At 67.2% G+C, this 20,505-nt stretch carries 19 protein-coding genes and 1 pseudogene; 8 read left to right on the forward strand and 12 right to left on the reverse strand.

The features are described from left to right. Positions 1-113: 113 nt before the first annotated feature. The 9 genes from surE to nagZ all read right to left on the reverse strand — a co-directional run bounded on the left by surE (position 114) and on the right by nagZ (position 8,198). Positions 114-881: a 5'/3'-nucleotidase SurE gene (surE, locus tag EJ105_RS08755; protein ID WP_029558315.1), complete on the reverse strand. Its 768-nt coding sequence runs from the start codon at positions 879-881 to the stop codon at positions 114-116. A gap of 190 nt (positions 882-1,071) precedes the next feature. Further along, positions 1,072-2,568, reverse strand: a complete 1,497-nt coding sequence (gene serS, locus EJ105_RS08760; protein WP_250166014.1) for a serine--tRNA ligase — start codon at positions 2,566-2,568, stop codon at positions 1,072-1,074. Positions 2,569-2,780: 212 nt separating this feature from the next. Continuing rightward, complete coding sequence (tatC, locus tag EJ105_RS08765; protein WP_250166015.1) at positions 2,781-3,590, reverse strand: twin-arginine translocase subunit TatC; 810 nt, start codon at positions 3,588-3,590, stop codon at positions 2,781-2,783. Next, positions 3,590-4,099 (reverse strand): Sec-independent protein translocase protein TatB, encoded by a 510-nt coding sequence (gene tatB / locus EJ105_RS08770; protein WP_250166016.1) that lies wholly within the window; start codon positions 4,097-4,099, stop codon positions 3,590-3,592. Before tatB ends, tatC begins: the two co-directional genes overlap by 1 nt. A 60-nt stretch (positions 4,100-4,159) precedes the next feature. Continuing rightward, positions 4,160-4,396 carry a twin-arginine translocase TatA/TatE family subunit gene (locus EJ105_RS08775; protein ID WP_024279268.1) on the reverse strand — a complete coding sequence of 79 codons (237 nt, stop codon included), beginning with the start codon at positions 4,394-4,396 and terminating at the stop codon, positions 4,160-4,162. 67 nt (positions 4,397-4,463) lie between these two features. Continuing rightward, entirely contained in the window at positions 4,464-5,585 is a 1,122-nt protein-coding gene (locus EJ105_RS08780) for an ABC transporter ATP-binding protein (RefSeq protein WP_250166017.1), read from the reverse strand. After that, on the reverse strand, positions 5,572-6,315 hold the full coding sequence (gene scpB, locus EJ105_RS08785; RefSeq protein WP_250166018.1) for an SMC-Scp complex subunit ScpB: 744 nt from the start codon (positions 6,313-6,315) through the stop codon (positions 5,572-5,574). The genes EJ105_RS08780 and scpB overlap by 14 nt, the downstream gene beginning before the upstream one ends. Further along, positions 6,312-7,181, reverse strand: a complete 870-nt coding sequence (locus EJ105_RS08790) for a segregation and condensation protein A (RefSeq protein ID WP_394041772.1) — start codon at positions 7,179-7,181, stop codon at positions 6,312-6,314. Before EJ105_RS08790 ends, scpB begins: the two co-directional genes overlap by 4 nt. 3 nt (positions 7,182-7,184) lie before the next feature. Further along, positions 7,185-8,198: a beta-N-acetylhexosaminidase gene (gene nagZ / locus EJ105_RS08795; RefSeq protein WP_250166019.1), complete on the reverse strand. Its 1,014-nt coding sequence runs from the start codon at positions 8,196-8,198 to the stop codon at positions 7,185-7,187. A gap of 142 nt (positions 8,199-8,340) precedes the next feature. Between nagZ and EJ105_RS08800 the strand changes: the two genes are divergently transcribed. From EJ105_RS08800 to EJ105_RS08810, 3 genes are all read left to right on the forward strand, one after another. Beyond that, positions 8,341-8,727, forward strand: coding sequence for a YciI family protein (locus tag EJ105_RS08800; RefSeq protein WP_029558306.1), 387 nt, complete (start codon positions 8,341-8,343; stop codon positions 8,725-8,727). Beyond that, the gene (locus EJ105_RS08805; RefSeq protein ID WP_250166020.1) at positions 8,724-9,977 is read left to right on the forward strand and encodes an RNA polymerase sigma factor; all 1,254 of its coding nucleotides are present in this window, start codon (positions 8,724-8,726) and stop codon (positions 9,975-9,977) included. The genes EJ105_RS08800 and EJ105_RS08805 overlap by 4 nt, the downstream gene beginning before the upstream one ends. An 83-nt stretch (positions 9,978-10,060) precedes the next feature. Next, entirely contained in the window at positions 10,061-10,498 is a 438-nt protein-coding gene (locus EJ105_RS08810; RefSeq protein WP_250166021.1) for a VOC family protein, read from the forward strand. 18 nt (positions 10,499-10,516) lie between these two features. On the opposite strand, the gene EJ105_RS08815 is transcribed toward EJ105_RS08810, so the two are convergent. After that, positions 10,517-12,472 (reverse strand): ABCB family ABC transporter ATP-binding protein/permease, encoded by a 1,956-nt coding sequence (locus EJ105_RS08815; protein ID WP_250166022.1) that lies wholly within the window; start codon positions 12,470-12,472, stop codon positions 10,517-10,519. Between the two features lie 6 nt (positions 12,473-12,478). Further along, the gene (locus EJ105_RS08820) at positions 12,479-12,856 is read right to left on the reverse strand and encodes an ArsR/SmtB family transcription factor (RefSeq protein WP_250166023.1); all 378 of its coding nucleotides are present in this window, start codon (positions 12,854-12,856) and stop codon (positions 12,479-12,481) included. 149 nt (positions 12,857-13,005) lie between these two features. On the opposite strand from EJ105_RS08820, the gene EJ105_RS08825 reads away from it, so the two are divergent. Both EJ105_RS08825 and EJ105_RS08830 read left to right on the forward strand, forming a co-directional pair. Then, entirely contained in the window at positions 13,006-13,614 is a 609-nt protein-coding gene (locus EJ105_RS08825; protein WP_250166024.1) for an LOG family protein, read from the forward strand. Positions 13,615-14,223: 609 nt separating this feature from the next. After that, entirely contained in the window at positions 14,224-15,021 is a 798-nt protein-coding gene (locus EJ105_RS08830; protein ID WP_250166025.1) for a hypothetical protein, read from the forward strand. 197 nt (positions 15,022-15,218) lie between these two features. Here EJ105_RS08830 and EJ105_RS08835 read toward each other — a convergent pair whose 3' ends face one another. Next, complete coding sequence (locus tag EJ105_RS08835; protein WP_250166026.1) at positions 15,219-16,529, reverse strand: glycosyltransferase family 4 protein; 1,311 nt, start codon at positions 16,527-16,529, stop codon at positions 15,219-15,221. Positions 16,530-16,924: 395 nt separating this feature from the next. Between EJ105_RS08835 and EJ105_RS08840 the strand changes: the two genes are divergently transcribed. The 3 genes and pseudogenes from EJ105_RS08840 to EJ105_RS08850 all read left to right on the forward strand — a co-directional run bounded on the left by EJ105_RS08840 (position 16,925) and on the right by EJ105_RS08850 (position 20,404). Continuing rightward, the gene (locus EJ105_RS08840; protein WP_250166027.1) at positions 16,925-17,833 is read left to right on the forward strand and encodes a LysR family transcriptional regulator; all 909 of its coding nucleotides are present in this window, start codon (positions 16,925-16,927) and stop codon (positions 17,831-17,833) included. 145 nt (positions 17,834-17,978) lie between these two features. Next, a pseudogene (locus tag EJ105_RS08845) lies at positions 17,979-18,866 on the forward strand (NAD(P)-dependent oxidoreductase); the annotation flags it as partial. Beyond that, a complete protein-coding gene (locus EJ105_RS08850) occupies positions 18,866-20,404 on the forward strand; it encodes an aldehyde dehydrogenase family protein (RefSeq protein ID WP_250166029.1) in 1,539 nt (512 codons plus the stop codon). The pseudogene EJ105_RS08845 and the gene EJ105_RS08850, both read left to right, overlap by 1 nt. Positions 20,405-20,505 lie beyond the last annotated feature (101 nt).

Genomic DNA, 20,505 nt, shown 5'->3' on the forward strand with positions numbered 1-20,505 from the left:
GGGGTCCGGCGAAGCGGCGGGACTATAGCTGCCGCCCCGTCGAATGCAAACGCGGGGCCTGTTGGTTCACGCAGCTGTTGAAAAGGCAGGGCGGGCTGCCGCCTCCCCGCCCCCTACTTGCCGTCGAACAGCAGCGCGAGGCGGGTCATCCAGGGCTCGTCGGTCTGGTCGAGGCGCAGCGGCGTGACCGAGATGCGGCCTTCGTCCAGCGCGCGCAGGTCCGTACCGGGGGAGGTCTCGTAGATGCGGCGCTCGAAGGCGATCCAGTAATAGGGGTTGTTGCGGCCGTCGCGGCGCTCGTCGATGCGCATCAGGCGCTGGTCGCGCTTGCCCTGGGCGGTGGCGGCGATGCCGGTGATCTCCTCCGGCGCGCGGTCCGGGAAGTTCACGTTCATGACGATGCCGGGGGGAATGCCTTCGTCCAGCAGCATCTGGATGATGCGCGGCGCGTGGGTCTCGGCGGTGACGAAATTCGGATTTTCTCGCGTGCGCATCCCGAAGGCCTGCGACAGCGCGATGGAGGGAATGCCGAGAATCGTCCCCTCGATGGCGCCGGCGACGGTACCGGAATAGCTTACGTCCTCGGCGATGTTCTGGCCGCGATTGACGCCGGAGAGCACGAGGTCGGGGGGATTGTCGATGAGAAGATGCCGCACCGCCATGATGACGCAATCGGTGGGCGTGCCCTTCACCGCATAGCGCCGCTCCTCCACCTGCCGCAGCCGCAGCGGATCGGAGAGGGAGAGCGAGTGGGCGACGCCCGACTGGTCGAACTCCGGCGCCACCACCCACACGTCGTCCGTGAAGGTGCGCGCGATGGCCGCGCAGCTGTCGAGGCCCGGCGCGTGGATGCCGTCGTCATTGGTGACCAGAATGCGCATGGCGTGTTCCTTTGGCCGGCACTGTCGGCTCTCGCCGTTCCCGGGCCGTCATCCCCCGGCTCGTCCGGGGGATCCACGGTTAGGCCGGGAGCCGATATGCCGAGATCGCTCCGGCGGCGGGGTGGATGCCCCGGACAAGCCGGGGCATGACAACGTCATGGGGCGGAGACGGCCGTGAAGGCCCCTGCCCCTACTTCAGCTTCTCGATCATCTTTAGCCCGCCCATATAGGGCAGCAGCGCGTCCGGTACCTGAACCGACCCGTTCTCCTGCTGGTACGTCTCCAGCACCGCGACAAGGGCGCGGCCGACCGCCACACCCGAGCCGTTGAGCGTGTGGACGTAGCGCGGGCCTTTCCCCTCCGCCGGGCGGTAGCGGGCATTCATGCGCCGGGCCTGGAAATCGCCGCAGACGGAGCAGGAGGAGATTTCGCGATAGGCGTTCTGCCCCGGCAGCCAGACCTCGATGTCGTAGGTCTTCTGCGAGGCGAAGCCCATGTCGCCGGTGCAAAGCGTGACCACGCGATAGGCGAGGTCCAGCTTCTTCAGCACCGCCTCGGCGCAGGCGAGCATGCGCTCGTGCTCCTCGGCGGACTTCTCCGGCGTGGTGATGGAGACCAGCTCCACCTTGGTGAACTGGTGCTGGCGGATCATCCCCCGCGTATCCCGCCCCGCCGCGCCCGCCTCGGCCCGGAAGCAGGGCGTGCAGGCGGCGAGCCGCATGGGGAGCTCTTCCTCGGAGAGGATGGACTCGCGCACGAGGTTCGTCAGCGGGACTTCGGCGGTGGGGATGAGCCAGAGGCGCATCAACTCGGAGCGGAGGCGATCGAACTCCAAAAGCCCTTTTGGACTATGAACGTAATGCTCAGAATCAGGGTTCTTGTCCCAGCTCGGGAAATACCGTTCATAATATTCGTTATCTGGCCCCGGATAACCAAAACTATCGTAAAACTTCTTTCCGACTTGAGCCAATTCATCGATCTCTAGCTGCCGCGTGGCCAGGAATTGATCGTTGGCGAACTTCGGCAACTGCGCCGTCCCGAACATCGCATCATCCCGCACCAAGATCGGCGGGTTAACCTCCATGTACCCGTGCTCGCCCGTGTGCACATCGAGGAAGAACTGCCCCAGCGCCCGCTCCAGCCGCGCCAGCGGCCCCTTGTTCACCACGAAGCGCGCGCCGGAGAGTTTAGCGGCGGTTTCGAAATCCATCTGGCCGAGGCCTTCGCCCACCTCGAAATGCTGCTTCGGGGTGAAGCTGTAGGTGCGGGGCGCGCCGAAGCGGCTCTTCTCCACGTTGTCGTGCTCGTCGGCGCCCTGCGGCACCTCGGCGAGGGGAGCGTTGGGGATGGCGGCGAGTTCGCCGTTGAGTTCGGCCTCGATGCTTTTGGCCTCGGCCTCCAGCGCCGGCACGTCTTCCTTCAGCTTCGCCACTTCGGCCATGAGGGCCGAAGCTGTGGCCTCGTCCTTCTTCGCCTTCGCCTGCCCGATCTCCTTGGAGGCGGCGTTGCGGCGGGCGAGCAGGGTTTCGAGCTTGGTCAGCGTCTCGCGACGGCGGGTGTCGAGGTCGAGGAGCTTGGCAACCAGGGCTTCCGCCGCCGCCTTGGCGTCAACGGAATTGTTGCCGCGGCGCGCCAGCGCGTCGATGAGGCCGGCCGGTTCCTCGCGGATCCATTTGATGTCGTGCATGGCAAGCTCCGCCTCATGAAGGCGGGACGGCCTCCTCACCACCGTCATGCCCGGCCTTGTGCCGGGCATCCACGTCGGGCCGACAGCGCCAGCGTCCGGCGACCGCGCCCGGCGGCGCGGTGGATGCCCCGGACAAGCCGGGGCATGACGGCGTTTAGGGGAGAGAACCCGTCCGCGCCCAAGAATTCCAATAATCCGGGAAGGCCCCGCCGTCAGTCCGCTGTCGCGGCGTCGGCTGCGTTGCGCGCCGCTTCCGCTATCAGCCGACGCTTCTCGACGACGCCCACCAGATAGACGGACACCTCGTAGAGAAGCAGCGTCGGCAGGGCAAGGGAGAGCTGGCTGATGACGTCCGGCGGCGTGAGCACGGCTGCGAGCACGAACACGCCGACGATGGCATAGCGCCGCGCCTTCACCAGCATATCCCGCGTCACCACGCCGATCTGCCCGAGCAGGGTGAGGATGACCGGAAGCTGGAAGCAGATGCCGAAGGCCAGAATCAGCGTCGTGATCAGCGAAAGGTATTCGGAGACCCGCGGCAGCAGGGAAATCTCGGCCTTCCCGTCGCCGCCCACCTGCTGCATGCCGAGGAAGTAGGTCATGGCCAGCGGCATGGCGACGAAATAGACGAAGGCCGCGCCGATGAGGAAACAGATGGGCGTGGCGATGAGATAGGGTCGGAAGGCCGCCTTCTCGTGCTTGTAGAGCCCTGGCGCCACGAACATGTAGACCTGCGTCGCCACCACCGGGAAGGAGATGAAGGCAGCACCGAACATGCCGAGCTTGATCTGGGTGAACAAAAACTCCTGCGGCGCCGTATAGATGAGCTTCACCCCGGTGCCGAAGCCGGAGGCGAATTCATAGGGCCACAACAGGATGTTGTAGATCTGCTTCGCCAGCATGAAGCAGGCGATGAAGGCCACAAGGAACGCCACCAGCGACTTGATGAGGCGCGAGCGCAGCTCGATCAGGTGCTCGATGAGCGGGGCCTTGGAGGCGTCGATCTCGTCCTGATCGCTCATCACGCGCTCTTGGTCTCGCCCGCGGCGGGCAGGCTCTCGGGAGCCGGCTCAACGGCTACGGCAGGCGGCACAACCGGCGCGGGGGGCACGGCGGCCTCCACGGAGCGGCGGATTTCGGCGCGGATGGCGGCCATGGGGTCGGGCAGTTCCACGGGTGGGGGCAGGTCCGGCAATGCCGCCGGGGTCGCGGGAGCCGGCGGGGTCGGGTTCGCGCCCTCCACCGTGGAGCGAATCTCCTCGCGGATGGAGCGCAGCGGATCGAACATGTCGGAGGTGGCGAGGGTGGAGCGCGCGGTCTCGGTGACGTCGCTGATTTCCTTGCGCATGTCGGCAAGGTCCGCTTCGCGCAGCGCCTCCTGGAACTGCCCCTGGAACTCGCCGGCCATGCGGCGCAGCTTCGTGACGGTGCGTCCCACGGTGCGCAGCACCGTAGGCAGCTCCTTGGGACCGATGACAATCAGCGCGACAATGCCGATCAGCATCAGCTCGGACCAGCCGATATCGAACATGAGCCCGTCTGTCCGGCGGTGGTGCCGCCGCCCTCTTCAAGAGTTAGAGGCAGAGGTCCGTCAGACGGGCTTCTTCTCGGCTTCGGGGGCGCTCGACGTCTGGTGCGGCAGCGGGCGCGGCGCCTCGGGAGCGGCCGGGGGAGCCTTCACCGGCTCGTCGTCGTCGGCCATGCCCTTCTTGAAGGACTTGATGCCCTTCGCCACGTCGCCCATCAGATCGGAGATCTTGCCGCGACCGAACAGGAGGAGCACCACGGCCAGCACCACGATCCAGTGCCAGATGCTCATCGAACCCATCTAACCATCCTCCAAGGATATTCTTTGTGCCCCAGCGGCAGGCCGCAGAGCCATTCGGACGGCGACACTAGGCTCCGCCCGCGGCGAAAACAAGGACTTCACCGGGATCGACCAGAAGCCCCGTCTCGTCGCCCTTCTTCACGTTTCCCGCGTCCCGGAGGCGCAGCACCAGCGGGCGCTCCAGACCGTCCGCGATCACTTCCACGAGATCAAGCTCGCCCAGAAAGCGCCGCTCAAGCACCCGCCCCGGCACGCCGCGCCCGGCCGGCGCGAGCGCAATGCCCTGCGGGCGGATGGCGACGATGGCCGGTCCCTCGGGCAGCTCCGGCGCCGCGAACCGGCCGATGGGCGTGTCCGCCATGCCGCCGACGATTCTGGCCTCGATCTCGTTCAGCTCGCAGAAGAATCGCGCCACACCGAGGTCCGCCGGGTGTCGGTAGAGTTCGGCGGGCGCGCCGAGCTGCACCAGTTGGCCCTTCCGCAGCAAGGCGATGCGGTCGGCGAGGCGCATCGCCTCCTCGGGATCGTGGGTGACGATGATGACCGTCGCCTTGGCCTCGCGCAGCACTGCGAGCGTGTCCGCCCGCACCTGGTCGCGCAGGCGGCGATCGAGGCCGGAGAAGGGCTCGTCCAGAAGGAGGATGCCCGGCCGCGGCGCCATGGCGCGGGCCAGCGCCACGCGCTGCTGCTGTCCGCCGGACAATTCGTGGGGATAAACATCGGCGAGGTCGGCAAGGTCCACCCGCGCCAGCGCCAGCCGCGCCTCCCGCATCGCCTCGGTGCGCTTCAGGCCGTTGAGGCCGAACATCACGTTCTCAAGGTTGGTGAGGTGCGGGAACAGGGCATAGTCCTGGAACACCAGCCCCACCCCGCGCCGCTCCGGCGGCACGAACGCCCCCTGCCCCGCCACCACCTCGCCGTCGATGAGGATTCGGCCCGCGTCCGGCTGCTCGATGCCCGCCGCGAGGCGCAGCAGCGAGGTCTTGCCGCAGCCGGACTGGCCGAGCAGACACAGCACCTCCCCCGGCTCCACGGCGAGGCTCACCCTGCACACGGCGGCGACGTCGCCATAGGCGAGTTCAACGGCCTCGAAGGAGAGGCCCTTGGCGAAGGCGGCAGGGGTGCGGCTGCGGGTCATGCCCAGGGTCTCGATCTCGTCAGCCAGAACCGCCTCCTCACGCGTCGCCATCATCTTCGGGCGCGGCCGCGCCCGGCTCCTCGTCCTCCGGCGGGGGCGAGAGGTGGAAATCCAGCATGTCCGGCTCCAGCGCCTCCTCGTCCTCGCGCAGGCCCGGATCGTCGGACGGCAGCGGAATGGCGAAGCCGGCGGGGATGCGCCCGTCGATGAGGCCGGCGCCCTTCAGTTCGTCGAGGCCGGGCAAATCCTGCACCGCATCGAGACCGAACTGGACGAGGAAGGCCGGTGTCGTGCCATAGGTCACGGGCCGGCCCGGCGCCTTGCGGCGGCCGCGCAGGCGCACCCACCCCGTCTCCAGCAGCACGTCCAGCGTGCCCTTGGAGGTGGAGACACCGCGTATCTCCTCGATTTCGGCGCGCGTGACCGGCTGGTGGTAGGCGACGATGGCCAGCACTTCGATGGCCGCACGCGAGAGCTTGCGCGCCTCCGGCACCGGCCCGGCCACCACGCGGGCGAGGTCCGGCGCCGTGCGCAGCATCCAGCCGCCGGCGGCCCGCACGATGTTGACGCCGCGCCGGGCGTAATCGGCGGTCAGGGCCTCCATCAGAGCGGCGATGTCGGCGTCGGCGGAGAGGTGCGGCTTCATGGCCTTGGCGTCCACCGGCAGCGGCGAGGTGAACAGCAGCGCCTCGATGGCCCTCAGATCGCGCGCAAAGGCATAGGCGCGCTCCTCCTCCGGACGCACGTCGAACAGGTCGATGCGCGGAACGGGACGGGTCATCTCTCCTCTCCGGGCGCCGCATCGGGCGCGTCGAACGGCAGCAGCGGCTCCGGCTCCACCGCGGGTCGCGGACGCAGCCACAGGGGGGCGAAGGGGGCATCCTGGCGGATATCCAGCATCCCCTCCCGCACCATCTCCAGGCTGGCCGAGAAGCTCGACGCGAGCGCAGTCGCCCGCTGCTCGGGCGTCGTCATGTAATCTAGCAGGAATTGGTCCAGCCGCATCCATTCGCCCACCACCTCTGCCCCGAGCAGCCGCTCCAGCCGGGCGCGGGCCTCGGCGAGGGACCAGACGGTACGGGTCTTGAGCGTGACGTGCGACAGCGCCTTGGTCTGGCGCTGGCGAGCATAGGCGGAGAGCAGGTCGTAGATGGTGGCCGTGTAGACCGTATAGAGCGGCTCTTTGGACGGCGGCGGCAGGGCGCGGGCGAAGGCGTCGCGGCCCATCTGCGGGCGAGCCATCAATTGCGCGGCGGCGCGGCGGATGCGCTCCAGATGCCTCAGGCGCCGGGCGAATGCGGCAGCCATCTCCTCCGCGCTCGGCCCCTCCTCCTGCGGTGGAGCCGGCAGCAGCAGGCGGGATTTCAGATAGGCGAGCCACGCTGCCATCACCAGATAGTCGGCAGCCAGCTCCAGCCGGCCGCGCCGGGCCTCCTCGATGAAGGCGAGGTACTGGTCGGCAAGGGCGAGGATGGAAATTCTGGAGAGATCGACCTTCTGCGTCCGCGCCAGCGCGAGGAGCAGATCGAGCGGCCCCTCGAAGCCGTCCACGTCCACCACGAACGTCTCGTCGGACGTGGCCGGAGCGCGATCGGTGCCGATCTCGAAGGCGTCCGGACCGGACTCGCCTGAGGTCGACCCCGTCACAGGTCAGCCCACCATCTTGAGCTGGGCCGCCACGACGGCACGCAATTCCTTCGCATCCACCGGATCAGGCGTCACCCGGAGGGCCAGCGCCTTGGCGGCACGGGCATAGGCCTCGCCGGTCAGCACGGGCGCGGAGGCGGCCACCTTCTCCATCTCCTCCATCTTGCCGTTGCAGTGGAGGAGCATGTCGCAACCCGCCGCCAGCGCATCGCGGCCACGGGTTTCCATGGTACCTGCGAGCGCGCCCATGGAGAGATCGTCGCTCATCAGCATGCCGTCGAAGCCGATGGAACCGCGCACCACCTCGGACAGCACCACCGGCGAGGTGGTGGCGGGCCGATCCGGGTCGATGTCGGCATAGACCACATGGGCGGTCATGCCGAGGGGCAGGTCGGACAGGTCGCGGAAGGCGGCGAAGTCCATGCCTTCCAGCTCGCCCCGCTTGGCGGTGACGACGGGAAGCTTCTCGTGGCTGTCCACCGGCGCGCGACCATGGCCGGGGATGTGCTTCAGGACGGGCAGCACCCCGCCTTCCATCAGCCCCACCGCCGCCGCCCGCGCCAGCGCCGCCACCGCGATGGGCTCGGTGCCATAGGCGCGATTGCCGATGATGCCGTGGCCATCGGGATGGCGCAGGTCCGCGCAGGGCAGGCAGTCCACGTCGATGCCGAGGGCGTAGAGGTCCGCCGCGATGGCCCGCGAATTGAGCCGCACCGCCTCCAGCGCCGCTGTCGGATCGGAGAGGTACAGGTTGCCGAACGCCTCGGCGGGGGGATCATCGGTCCAGTGCGGCGGGCGCAGGCGCTGCACGCGGCCGCCTTCCTGGTCGATGAGGACCGGCGCCACCCAGCCCACCGCCTCGCGCAGGTCGGCGACCAGCGCGCGCACCTGGTCGGGGTCCGCCACGTTGCGGGCGAACAGGATGAAGCCCCAGGGCTCCGCATCCCGGAAGAAGCTGCGCTCGGTGGCCGAAAGGTTCGGGCCGGCACAGCCGGCGATGAAGGCGCGCGAGGTCATGTGTCCGGCCTATAAGCGGGCATCGGCGCCGTCAAGCGCGCGTGCAGCTCAGCTCTCGCCTGTCCCCGCGCAGATTTTGCCCCGCTTTGTCGGCCGTCGTCATACTCGTGCGTCCTCGTCGTGACGCCAGGGAGTCCCAGCCATGATGTACGCCATCCTCTGCTACCATGAAGAAGACGTGGTCTGTTCCTGGAGCCAGGAGCAGGACGACGCCGTGATGGCCAAGATCGCGGCGGTCCAGGAGCGGCTCACCAAGGCCGGAAAGATGGGAGCATCGCTCCGCCTCCTGCCGACCACCGCCGCCACCACCCTGCGCAAGACGCAGGAGGGGCCCCTCGTCATCGACGGTCCCTTCGCCGAGACCAAGGAGCAGTTGCTGGGGTTCTACCTCGTGGATGCCGCCGACCTCGACGACGTGCTCGCCATCGCCAGGGACCTCGCGACGGTCAATCCCGGCGGAACCTATGAGATTCGCCCGGTTCGCGCCTTCTTCCCCGACCAGCGCACGGACCAGAAGACCGGCACATGACCACCCCTGCCCTCACCGACCCGGACTGGATCAACGGCACCCTCACCGCCGCCCGGCCGCAGGCGGTGGCCGCGCTGCTGCGCTATTTTCGTGATCTCGACACCGCAGAGGAGGCGTTTCAGGAAGCCTGCCTGCGCGCGCTGCGCACCTGGCCGGTGGACGGCCCGCCGCGCGATCCCGCCGCCTGGCTCATCCTCGTCGGCCGCAACGCCGCCCTCGACGGCGTGCGCAAGCGGGCGAAGCACGATCCCCTGCCCCCGGACGACCAGCTCTCCGACCTCGACGACGCCGAGGCGCCCCTGGCCGAGCGGCTGGACAATTCCCACTATCGCGACGACGTGCTGCGCCTGCTCTTCATCTGCTGCCATCCGGAGCTGCCGGCGACGCAGCAGATCGCGCTCGCCCTGCGCATCGTCTCCGGTCTCACGGTGAAGGAGATCGCCCGCGCCTTCCTCGTCAGCGAGGCGGCCATGGAGCAGCGCATTACGCGCGCCAAGGGCCGCATCGCCCGCGCCGACGTGCCGTTCGAAGCCCCAGGCCCGGTGGAGCGCGCTGAGCGGCTGGGGACGGTGGCCGCCATGGTCTATCTGGTGTTCAACGAAGGCTATTCGGCCGGCGGCGAGCCCAGCCGGGCCGGTCTGTGCGAAGACGCCATCCGCCTCGGCCGGCTGCTGCTGCGCCTCTTCCCCACCGAGCCGGAGATCATGGGGCTGGTGGCTCTTATGCTGCTCCAGCACGCCCGCGCCGCCGCCCGCTTCGATGCGGACGGCCGGGCCATTCTGCTCGACCGGCAGGACCGCACGAGATGGGATCGTGAGCGCATCGCTGAAGGGCTGGCGCTCATCGACAAGGCCATGCGCCACCGCCGCCCCGGTGCCTACCAGATCCAGGCGGCAGTCGCGGGCCTGCATGCCCGCGCGGCGACCCCGGAGGAGACCGACTGGGCGCAGATCGACGCGCTCTATACGGCGCTCGAGTTTCTCCAGCCCTCCCCGGTGGTGACGCTCAACCGGGCGGTGGCGGTGAGCAAGGTGAAGGGCGCAGAAGCGGCGCTCGCCATGATCGAGCCGCTGGCGCCGCAGCTCTCCGGCTATTTCCATTTCTTCGGCGCCCGCGGCGCCTTCCTGCTGGAGCTGGGCCGCCATCAGGAGGCGCGTAACGCCTTCGACCGGGCCATCGCGCTGGCAAACACCCCGGCGGAGGCGGAGCACATCCGCGCGCAGATCGATCTCATCCAGTCACAGGCCTGAGGAAAAATGCGGGCAGGCTGTCGGGATCGGCGCCGCCCGCCCGTCATCACAACAGGCGCGCTCCGGCGCCGGAGGAGGAACGCATGTCCGACACTGCCGAGACCACCATGCCGTCCATCAATCCCGCCGCCATGCCCCCGGTGAAGGGCGGAGTCACGGCCTATCTGACGGTAGAGGGCGCCATGAAGGCCGCCGATTTCTACCGCAAGGCGCTGGGGGCCGAACTCGCCTTCGCCATGCCGCCGGACGAGAGCGGGCGCACCATGCACGTCCATCTCTACATCAACGGCTCGTCGGTGATGCTGGCCGACCCCTACCCGGAATACTGCTCCGGCCCCGTGGAAAAGCTCGGCGGCTTCAACCTCTCGCTCCATGTGGGCGACACGGATGCCGCCTTCGCCCGCGCGGTGGAAGCCGGAGCGACGCCGGTGATGCCGCCGGAAGACATGTTCTGGGGTGCCCGCTATGCGCAGGTGCGCGACCCGTTCGGCGTGCTCTGGGCGTTCAACCAGCCGCGCTGAGTGTGAGGGAGGCGCGGCTCAGCCCACCGCGCTCACCCGCTCCTCGTCCATGCCCTCCTCGTCGGGATGGCGGGCGGGGAGGATATCAAGCGCCTCCTCGGCCTGCGCGCGGGCGAGGACCGCGGCGGCGTCCTCCGCCTCCCGCTGGCGGTTCCACAGGGCGGCATAAAGCCCGCCCTTGGCCAGCAGCTCCGCATGGCATCCGCGCTCGGCCACCTTGCCATCGGCGAGGACGAGGATTTCGTCCGCGCTCACCACCGTGGAGAGCCGGTGGGCGATGACCAGCGTGGTGCGCCCCTCGGACACGCGGTCGAGCGCGTCCTGGATTTCCTTTTCCGTATGGCTGTCCAGCGCCGACGTTGCCTCGTCCAGCACCAGGATGGGCGGCGCCTTCAGCAGCGTGCGGGCGATGGCCACGCGCTGCTTCTCGCCGCCGGAGAGCTTCAGTCCGCGCTCGCCCACCTCGGTCTTGAAGCCTTTGGGCGTGGCGCGGATGAAGCCGTCGATGCGGGCAAGGCGCGCCGCCTCTTCCACCTCAGCCTCCGACGCCGCCGGGCGGCCGTAGCGGATGTTGTAGGCGATGGTGTCGTTGAACAGCACCGTGTCCTGCGGAACCATGCCGATGGCGGCGCGCAGGCTCTCCTGCGAGATGTCCCTGAGATCCTGCCCGTCGATGGTGATGCGGCCGCCGGAGACATCATAGAAGCGGAACAGCAGGCGCGAGAGCGTGGACTTGCCCGCCCCCGAAGGCCCGACGATGGCCACCGTGCGCCCCGCCGGCACCTCGAAGGTGATGCCCTTCAGGATTTCCCGGCCGGTATCATAGGAGAAGCGCACATCCTCGAACCGCACCGTGCCGCCGGAGACCACGAGGTCCGGCGCGCCGGGCCGGTCGGTGACTTCCGGAGCCACCTGCAGCACGGCGAACATGGCCTCGATATCGACGATGGCCTGCTTGATCTCGCGATAGATGAAGCCGAGGAAATTCAACGGGATGTAGAACTGGATCATCATGGCGTTGACCATGACGAAGGAGCCCACCGTCTGCCGCCCGGCGCGGATGTCCAGCACGCACATCACCATCACCGCCGCGAGGCCGATGGAGAAGATGAGCGCCTGTCCGGCGTTCAGCCAGGCCAGCGAGGTATAGGTGTTCACCGTCGCCTTCTCGTAGCGCGCCATGGAGCGGTCGTAGCGGGCCGTCTCCCAGCGCTCGGAGCCGAAGTACTTCACCGTCTCGTAGTTGAGCAGGCTGTCGATGGCCTTGGTGTTGGCATCGGTGTCGCTCTCGTTCATCTCCTTGCGGATGGCGAGGCGCCACTCGCTGGCGACATAGGTGAAGAGCGAATAGAGCACCACCGTCGCCGAGACGACCGCCACATACCGCCAGTCGAACGCGAACAGCAGCACGCCGAGCACCATCACCAATTCGACGATGGTCGGCGCCAGTTGCAGCGCCAGCATCCGCACAATGGTCTCGATGCCCGAGCGCGCCCGCTCCAGAACGCGCGTCAGCCCGCCCGTCTTGCGCTCCAGATGGAAGCGCAGGGACAAGGCGTGCATGTGCTCGAACGTCTCCATGGCGAGCCGGCGCACGGCATAGAGCGCCACCTTGGCGAACAGGCCGTCGCGCAGCTGTGTGACGCCGGCCATCAGGATGCGCCCGAGCCCGTAGGCCAGCGTCAGCGCCACCGGGGCGCCGATGACGAGGGCCCAGAAGCCGACATCCGGCGTTGCCGCCTTGCCGGCGGCCACCTCGGCGGTCAGGGCGTCGGTCGCCCATTTGAACAGGAAGGGCACCGCCATGGTGGCGCCCTTGGAGGCGAAGAGCAGGACGAAGGTGACGACCACGCGCGCGCGCAGATCCGCCCTGTCGACCGGCCACAGATAGGGCCACAGGCCGCGCAGGGTGGAGAACATGGCGTCGGAGGAAACGGCGGCCCGCCGGGCTGCGGGCTTCTTGGATTGGGACATGATGGCCTAACTTTGGTCCGGTGCGCCGGGTGCACAGCAGCCCGACGGACGGCGGAGCGCCTTGAACAGCGCATCTATCTCTTCAGCCAGCGCATCGAGCGCCGCCGTGTCGAGGCAGTAGCTGGATCGCTGCCCCTCGGTGCGGCCGCGGATCAGCCCGGCATCGAGGAGAACCTTCAGATGTTGCGAGACGGTGGACTGCGCAAGGGGCAGCGCCTTCACGATCTCGCCGCACACGCACCGCTCCTGCCCCGCCAAAGTCTCCAGCATGGCGAGCCGTGCCGGATGGGCGAGCGCGCGGAGCCTTGCCGCGAGATCGGCCCTTGCGGTGCCGGTTTCATCGGCAGCGGCGGGGTCCGGGGTTGGGAAGGCGGGCGCATTCATCGTTTATCGACGATAGACGATGGATGACCATCGAACAAGCTCTTTGCCCCCGCCCGCGTCACGCCGTCGTCGCGGGTGCGCACTATTCGCGCTCTATTCGCCCTCGGGCGGCCTGCCCTACCGGCCGCCAAGTTTGGTAAAGTGCGCGCATGGCCAGAATCGACAGCGTCTGTGTGTATTGCGGCTCCGCCACCGGCGGCGATCCGGTGTTTGCCGAAGAAGCCCGTCGTTTCGGGCGCATCCTTGCCGCCGAGGGCGTGCGCCTCGTCTATGGCGGCGGCGGCATCGGGCTGATGGGCGAAGTGGCGAGCGCGGTGGCGCTGGCCGGCGGCGCCGTCACCGGCATCATCCCCCGCTTCCTCATGACCCGCGAGCGCGCTTTTGCCCACGAGGCGGAGATGATCGTCGTGGAGGACATGCACGAGCGCAAGCGGCTGATGTTCGAGCGGGCGGATGCCTTCGTGGCCCTGCCCGGCGGCGTCGGCACGCTGGAGGAACTGGTGGAGCAGCTCACCTGGGCCCAGCTCGGCCGGCACAAGAAGCCGATCCTCATTCTCAACACGGCGGGCTTCTGGGATCCGTTCGTGACGCTGGTGGATCACATGCGCGGCGCCGGCTTCATTCGCTCGGACACACCGGTGGAGATGCTCACGGCCGACCGCGCCGAGGACATCCTCCCCCGCCTGCGCGCCGCTGCCGAGAAGGTGCCCGAGCGCGCGCTTCACGCAACAGACGGCACCATCGCCGGCCGCATGTAAGCTCCAGTCGGTCCCGCTGCGCGGTCAGCCGTTGGGCTGGTCCAGCGCGGCGATGGCGACCATGACCACGGAGCCGATCAGCATGATTGCGACGACGGTCTGCATCTCCTGAACCCTTGCTGCACTGCGGCATAAAGAGCGTAGCCTCAGAAGAATAATTGTTGCACTGCACAATATGCAGGGCACGGATGTGCCACACGCAAGGCAGCGGTAGCATGGGCGGCGAACCCGGCCTCCGCGGCCGCCCTGCCTCGTTCACGGCTTTCGACCGCCGCGCGCGACCACGCCACGCCGTCCTTGAAGAGGTCAGGCAAGAGGCTGTCGCCCAGAGGTATCGTGGCGCCGCTGTGAGACTCGAGCAGCAAGCCGGAATTGTGCGGCTCAACACCATCGATGTTCAGCTTGAAAATCGGCGCCTGGACCAGTGTTGGCGCGAAACGGAACGCTGAGCGTCTTGATCCGCAGCAAGGGATCGACGGCGGTATTGTCGTAAAAATGGACCGACCATCGGGAACGAGGGGTCTATAAACCTGCCAAGAGTGTTCAGGTCTGCTACGAATCCACCGTGGAAGTCGCGGGCTCCCTAACGGCCAGCCGAAAGGACCGATCATGAAGCGAATTCACGGCGTGTTGCCTGGCGTCTTCGCGGCTGCAGCGCTGGCCGCTGCGATCGCCTGTCCCCCCACGGCACAGGCGCAATCCAAACCGATGGTCAATTTGACCGATCCCTGCCCGATCAAGGCTGAGAACTGGCGCGGCCGGGCCTTTTACGAAATTCTGTTCATGTTCCGCCAGCCCGACGGTGGCGGGATCGGCAACTATTTCAACTCGCTCGGCAACGCGCTTCCCGAGCCCAATGACGCGATGGACGTGCGCTTCCGCGCTCTGGATGCGGAGACCCTGAGGAAGGATTACGGGGGCGACGGGGTCTTCTTCAACGGCCCGCGGCGTCTGGTGGCGAACACCGTCACCGGAATGTCCTGGGAAGGCTGCAAGCAGAGAGTGATCGCCGGGATTCCCTTGAACCTGGACGGCGTGTTCGAAGTCCCGAGCTTGGAAAAGTTCGTTTCCGGATCCATGCCGCCCTACAGGCCGATGGTCTCGAAACGGACCAGCTCCATGATCTTCAATGCGGGCGAAACGGTGTACGAGCTGATCACGCCCGAGGGCGCCGTCTACACCATGTTCAGTCTGTCCCTGAAGATCGACCCCAAGAACACCATCGAAAACCTGCCCACCCTGGGCGAGCGACTGACCTTGCCGACCGGATGGCAGTTCAGATCACGCAAGCTGGACAACGAGATGGTTCTGACGGCCACCGCCGACTCCAACCCACCCAATACCGTCGTTCTCGACCAGCTTGAGGGCAACTACCAGTACAACGCTGGCGCCAGCGCCAAAAAGTAGCCTGTTCGCCACCCGGCGAAGGCGGCCGGCCGGGATCCGCCAACGGTATTCTGCCCGCTCACCCGGCCGAACAGGCCAAATCCACCCGCCAGAACGAACGTGACGCTGGATAAAAATTGGGGGCAACGTCAACAGCAACAGTGGCGGTGGATAATTTGAAAAAACTTCACCTTCAATTCGTCATCAAACACAATAATTTAAGTGAGAAGATATGACTTCAGGGCAGCGGCATGGTGGCCCCAAGTGCGCCCCTCATCCATGATCCACTGAGCCCCACGGGCTCCAATTTTCTTTCGGAATTCACTATCGGTAAACAACATCTCTAGGGCAGCGACAATTTCCTCTACACTGCTTTCTCCCCAACCTTCTGTGCCGACTGAGTTCGACGCGACGGGAGCCTGAGCGCTCAGAGCGACACAATTTTTGTTGCCAACCAAGTCACGGGCGCCCGTGTTATTGGCGAGTATCACCGGAATCCCGCAAGCCATCGCTTCCTTCGCGGGGAGATTTGTGGCGGCCTCGCATCGCGACACCTGTACTGCGCAGTCCATTTCGCGTAAAATTGATGGGATCAATGGGTTGGGTGTCGGTGGCAATTCTAGAAACTGTCTCTCATCGACCCCGTTCTCAGTAACCCATCGCTTCACATCCAGCACGCCTCTGGCATCCATTCGAAGCGGGGATTTCAGCTTGCCCTGAAAGCCCACAGAGCCCTTTGGCCAGGGAGAATGCCAGGCAGCGACCAGAACGGCCTCTTTGTGGCGTGCCGCAAATTCGCGGAATGCCAACAATACCAGATCGTGTCCTTTTCGAAACTCGATCTTTCCACCAGAGAAGACGTAAAATTTACTTGGGTCGAGAACTCCGGACTTGGGTCCCGGGAAAAACTGTGAGCTATCTATCCCCTCATAGATCATCGTCACTGGCTTTCCACTCGTCGCCCTTAAAATATCTGCACTCCAGCTCGAAGCACACAGCACATCGTCGTGGCTAGCTAACAGCTGACGAGCGTTGTCTACACGCGTATCCTCCAACACGCACCGAGCGATTGTTCGCCGTCCTTTGAAGTGAGGCGCCGCCGCCGCGCCGAACCGATTGCCGAACCCATTCACGACGATGATGTCCTTTGCGGCGGCGCCGGTCTTGTCCGCGATTAAGCCGGCTAGAAAGGTATTGGATTTAATCACGGCGGGACCCATTGCGAACATGCGCAAAGGATCCATGGCCTGAACATCGGCCGGTCCGATTGGGCGGCCCATCAATGGTTGCACATCTGGATCGACCGCCCAGCGTTGAAAAATATTCAAACCAAGCAATCCCCATCCAAAATAATTATTAGCCTGCCAATTCAGCATAATTTTCTTGTGCATGGATTTCTCCAAACCAAAGAAGAATTTATCGTACGAAATTAAGATGGTTTCCCCTACGAAACAGGTGTTCTTCCGCGCGTAACCTTTAAGGGTATCTTGGCGGGTATGTATTGAGGTTTCAACCGGAAACTCGCGCATAGGCTGTGGAGTGCATCGCCGCCTACCGCCGACACCGGCTGCATGTCGCCAGCCTGCATGTCCGCAATCGGGCAGATACCGACGGCAGCTCCTGGCGCTCTCCGATCGTTCACAAAAGTGCTGATTTTGGCAGCACTCGCGCCCCTCCTGATGCGCATCGGATCCGCCTGCGTCTCGACCGACGACCACGACCTGACCCGACACCGCACGGTGCTGCAGGTGGCCGTGCGAGCGCATCTTCGAGGAGAAAGTCAGCGGCGCGGCCCGCGCGCTGAACGGACCGCCAAAGGCAGAACGGCAGCAAGGGCGCGGGGAACCGGTGTCCGCGTGACACGGCCCCGTGCGCGACCATCATTCAATTCGTTTTAAGCGTCGGCATGCCTCACTGTGCGACGATGCAGGATAGGGCCCTCAGATATCTCCTTGCCGTCATCCGCGCCGGCTCCGTCCGGGCCGCAGCGGAGACACTGAACGTTGCCGCCTCGGCGGTGAGCCGGCAGATCATCGATCTGGAGGCCGAGGTAGGCCAGCCGCTGATCGAGCGTCTGCCGCGTGGCGTCGTGCCGACGGAGGCCGGCCGCATCGTCGCCGAACATGCCCAGCGCGAGGCCGACGAACGCCTGTTGCTGGAGGACCGGCTGAGCCGCCTTCGGGGCGTGCAGCAGGGCACCGTGCGCATCTGGTGCGGCGGCGGCTTCGTCGCCGACCTGATGGAGCATGGCCTCGCCAGCTTTTCCGAGCATTATGGCGGCGTTGGATACAAGATCACCCTCGGCACCACGGACGGCATCCTCGCGGCCATCGCGCAGGGCGATGCGGATATCGGCATGGCCTACAATCCGCAGGCCCACCCGGATGTGCGCAGCGTGGTCACGGCCCGCCAGCCGCTGTTCGCCATCGTGCCGCCGGACCATCCGCTGAAGTCCGGCGGGGCGCCGGTGCCCCTGCGCACCTTCGCCGCCGAGCCGGTGGCGCTGTTTCCGCCCGACCACGGCCTGCGCCAGATGATCGGCCGGGTGGAGGCGAACGAAGGCTTCCATCTCGGCGGACGGCTGGAGACCGCCTCCTTCGACCTGCACCGCCGGTTCATCGCGCAGGGGCTGGGCGTGGGGTTCCTGCCCCACTTCGTGGTGGCGGACGAGGTGGCATCCGGCGCCATGCGCGCCATCGCGCTGCGTGATGCCCTCCTGTCCGAAGCCCGCAGCCACCTGCTGCTGCGCGCCGGCCGCCGCCTGCCGGAAGCCTCCCGGCGGCTGCTCAACCATCTCGCCCAGCACATGCACGCTTTCCAGAACGTGCCGTAGAGCCAAGATCGCGGGCAAGGGCGGGCCTCGCAATCTCCGCGGAACGCACGATCGGACGAGCGTTGCCTTTTTCCGCACGTAGAGTGCGAAAAGTCATTCTTGTGGCAACGATCCCTCGCGAGGATGCTCGTGGAAATTAACCACGGACATTCTCATGACCATCGAGACAATCGGCGTCATCGGCCTCGGCAACATGGGCTTCGGCATGGCCGCGACCCTTGCCGGCAAGGGCTTCAGGGTGAGCGCCACCGACATCAGCGATGCGCGCGCGCAGGCGGCCGCTGACGCTGGCATCCGCTTCACCACCCTCGCCGATCTGCTGGCCACCAGCGACGCCATCGTCTGCTCCCTCCCTCTGGCGCGCGACGTGGAAGCTGTGGTGACGACGCCCGGCGGACTTCTTGACCGGCGCGACCGCAAGGTCGTGGTCATCGACACCTCGACCTCCGATCCCGGCACCAGCCGCCGCCTCGCCGAGCGCCTCGCCACCGTCGGCCACGGCCTGCTCGATGCCCCGGTGAGCGGCGGTCCGTCCGGTGCCGCGCAGGGCACGCTGACCATGATGGTGGGCGGTTCCGAGGCCGACTTCGCTCTCGCGCTTCCGGTGCTCTCCGCCATGTCCGCCAAGGCGATCCACGTCGGCCCTTCGGGCGCCGGCAACATCGCCAAGCTCGTCAACAACCTGCTGGTGGCTGCCCATCTCGTGACCATGGGCGAGGCCATGCGGCTCGCCGAGGGCGCCGGCCTCTCCGCGCAGGAAGCCATCGCCGTGGTGAACACCGCCAGCGGCCGCAGTGCCGTCAGCGAGGTGATGTTCCCGCGCTGGATCCTCACCAACAGCTTCGACAGCGGCTTCTCCGCCGGGCTGATGCGCAAGGACGTGCGCCTCGCCCTGGAGCTGGCTTCCGAAAGCGCCGTGGACCTGCCGCTTTGCGCCCATGCCGGCGACATCTGGGGCGCCACCCGCGACACCATTCCCGACACGGCCGACTTCACCCGCATGGCCGACTACCGCACGAAGGACGCCGTCTGATGCTCGACACTCCCCACTCTCCGGCAGCCCCGCGCGTCGCCGCACTTCTCGCCGGCTTCCTGCCTGACGGGCGCATCGGCAGCGTTGTCGCCGGCGAGGTCATGCCCGGCACCGGCGCCGCGCTCGATCTCACCAATCCCGCCGACGGCCGCGTCATCGCCAGCTATGCCGATGCCGGTCAAAGCGTCGTCGACGCCGCCATGGACGCGGCCCGCGCCGGACAGGCGGCGTGGTGGAAGATGACCGCCGCCGCGCGCGGCCGTGCCATGTGGGAGATTGCCCGCCTGGTGCGCCAGAACGCCGAGGCGCTGGCGGAGCTGGAGACCCTCTCCGCCGGCAAGCCCATCCGCGACACCCGCGGCGAGGTCGCCAAGGTGGCGGAGATGTTCGAGTATTATGCGGGCTGGTGCGACAAGCTCCACGGCGAGGTGATCCCGGTTCCCACCTCCCACCTCAACTATACCCGCCACGAGCCCATCGGCACCGTGGTGCAGATCACGCCCTGGAACGCGCCCATATTCACCGCCGGCTGGCAGATCGCGCCCGCCATCTGCGCCGGAAACGCGGTGGTGCTGAAGCCGTCCGAGCTGACCCCCCTGACCTCGCTCGCCCTCGGCATGCTGTGCGCCCGCGCCGAAGGCGTGCCGGCCGGCCTCGTCAGCGTGCTCGCCGGCAACGGCCCCACCACCGGTGCTGCGGCCGTGGCCCATGGCCAGACCGGCCTCGTGGTGTTCGTCGGCTCGGCGGAAGCCGGGTCGCGCATCGCCGCCGAGGCGGCCCGCAACATCGTGCCGAGCGTGCTGGAGCTGGGTGGCAAGTCCGCCAACATCGTGTTCGCGGACGCTGACATCTCCCGCGCCCTTCTCGGTGCACAGGCCGCCATCTTCGGCGGCGCCGGGCAGAGCTGTGTCGCCGGCTCGCGCCTGCTGGTGCAGCGCGCCCTCCATGGCGAGTTCGTCGCCCGCCTCTCCGAGGCCGCGCGCCGCATTCCCACCGGCCTGCCCACCGATCCGGCGACCCAGATCGGCCCCATCAACAACCGGCGCCAACTGGACAAGATCTCCGGCATGGTGGATGCGGCGGTGGCGGCGGGCGGCCAGCTCGCGGCCGGCGGCGCCTGCCCCGATACGCTGCGCGAGACCGGCGGCTTCTTCTATGCCCCCACCATCGTGGACGGGGTGACGCCGGCCGCCGACATCGCCCGCGAGGAGGTGTTCGGCCCGGTGCTGGCGGTGCTGCCCTTCGACACGGAAGAAGAGGCCATCGCCATCGCCAATGCGACCCCCTACGGCCTGGCCGGCGCGGTGTGGACGCAGGATGTGGGCCGCGCCCACCGGGTGGCCGCCGAGGTGCGGGCCGGCACCTTCTGGGTCAACGGCTACAAGACCATCAACGTGGCCTCGCCCTTCGGCGGCTTCGGCCGCTCCGGCTTCGGCCGCTCGTCCGGCCGCGAGGCGCTGATGGCCTACACCCAGACCAAGAGCGTGTGGGTGGAAACCGCGCGCACGCCCGGCGTCGCCTTCGGCTACGTGGGCTGACGCCCGCCCGACGTCCCGGTGCCCTCACCGACACCATGCCACGGCGGCCCCCGCCGCCGTGGCCCGCGAGATCCAAGAAAAACATCCAAGAAAAACACCGA

Source organism: Xanthobacter aminoxidans, from assembly GCF_023571765.1.
In the GTDB taxonomy this organism is placed as follows: domain Bacteria; phylum Pseudomonadota; class Alphaproteobacteria; order Rhizobiales; family Xanthobacteraceae; genus Xanthobacter; species Xanthobacter aminoxidans.

Excerpts from the sequence above, each read along its gene's own strand:
- scpB (WP_250166018.1), bottom strand. The coding sequence starts at position 6,315 with ATGACCCGTCCCGTTCCGCGCATCGACCTGTTCGACGTGCGTCCGGAG.
- EJ105_RS08800 (WP_029558306.1), top strand. The coding sequence starts at position 8,341 with ATGATGTACGCCATCCTCTGCTACCATGAAGAAGACGTGGTCTGTTCC.
- EJ105_RS08820 (WP_250166023.1), bottom strand. The coding sequence starts at position 12,856 with ATGAATGCGCCCGCCTTCCCAACCCCGGACCCCGCCGCTGCCGATGAA.
- tatC (WP_250166015.1), bottom strand. The coding sequence starts at position 3,590 with ATGAGCGATCAGGACGAGATCGACGCCTCCAAGGCCCCGCTCATCGAG.
- EJ105_RS08775 (WP_024279268.1), bottom strand. The coding sequence starts at position 4,396 with ATGGGTTCGATGAGCATCTGGCACTGGATCGTGGTGCTGGCCGTGGTG.
- nagZ (WP_250166019.1), bottom strand. The coding sequence starts at position 8,198 with ATGACCTCGCGCGCCTTCATCGCCGGCTGTGCCGGCCCGAACCTTTCG.
- EJ105_RS08830 (WP_250166025.1), top strand. The coding sequence starts at position 14,224 with ATGAAGCGAATTCACGGCGTGTTGCCTGGCGTCTTCGCGGCTGCAGCG.
- EJ105_RS08835 (WP_250166026.1), bottom strand. The coding sequence starts at position 16,529 with ATGCGCGAGTTTCCGGTTGAAACCTCAATACATACCCGCCAAGATACC.
- EJ105_RS08805 (WP_250166020.1), top strand. The coding sequence starts at position 8,724 with ATGACCACCCCTGCCCTCACCGACCCGGACTGGATCAACGGCACCCTC.
- tatB (WP_250166016.1), bottom strand. The coding sequence starts at position 4,099 with ATGTTCGATATCGGCTGGTCCGAGCTGATGCTGATCGGCATTGTCGCG.
- EJ105_RS08825 (WP_250166024.1), top strand. The coding sequence starts at position 13,006 with ATGGCCAGAATCGACAGCGTCTGTGTGTATTGCGGCTCCGCCACCGGC.
- EJ105_RS08850 (WP_250166029.1), top strand. The coding sequence starts at position 18,866 with ATGCTCGACACTCCCCACTCTCCGGCAGCCCCGCGCGTCGCCGCACTT.
- EJ105_RS08780 (WP_250166017.1), bottom strand. The coding sequence starts at position 5,585 with ATGGCGACGCGTGAGGAGGCGGTTCTGGCTGACGAGATCGAGACCCTG.
- serS (WP_250166014.1), bottom strand. The coding sequence starts at position 2,568 with ATGCACGACATCAAATGGATCCGCGAGGAACCGGCCGGCCTCATCGAC.
- EJ105_RS08815 (WP_250166022.1), bottom strand. The coding sequence starts at position 12,472 with ATGTCCCAATCCAAGAAGCCCGCAGCCCGGCGGGCCGCCGTTTCCTCC.
- surE (WP_029558315.1), bottom strand. The coding sequence starts at position 881 with ATGCGCATTCTGGTCACCAATGACGACGGCATCCACGCGCCGGGCCTC.
- EJ105_RS08840 (WP_250166027.1), top strand. The coding sequence starts at position 16,925 with ATGCAGGATAGGGCCCTCAGATATCTCCTTGCCGTCATCCGCGCCGGC.
- EJ105_RS08810 (WP_250166021.1), top strand. The coding sequence starts at position 10,061 with ATGTCCGACACTGCCGAGACCACCATGCCGTCCATCAATCCCGCCGCC.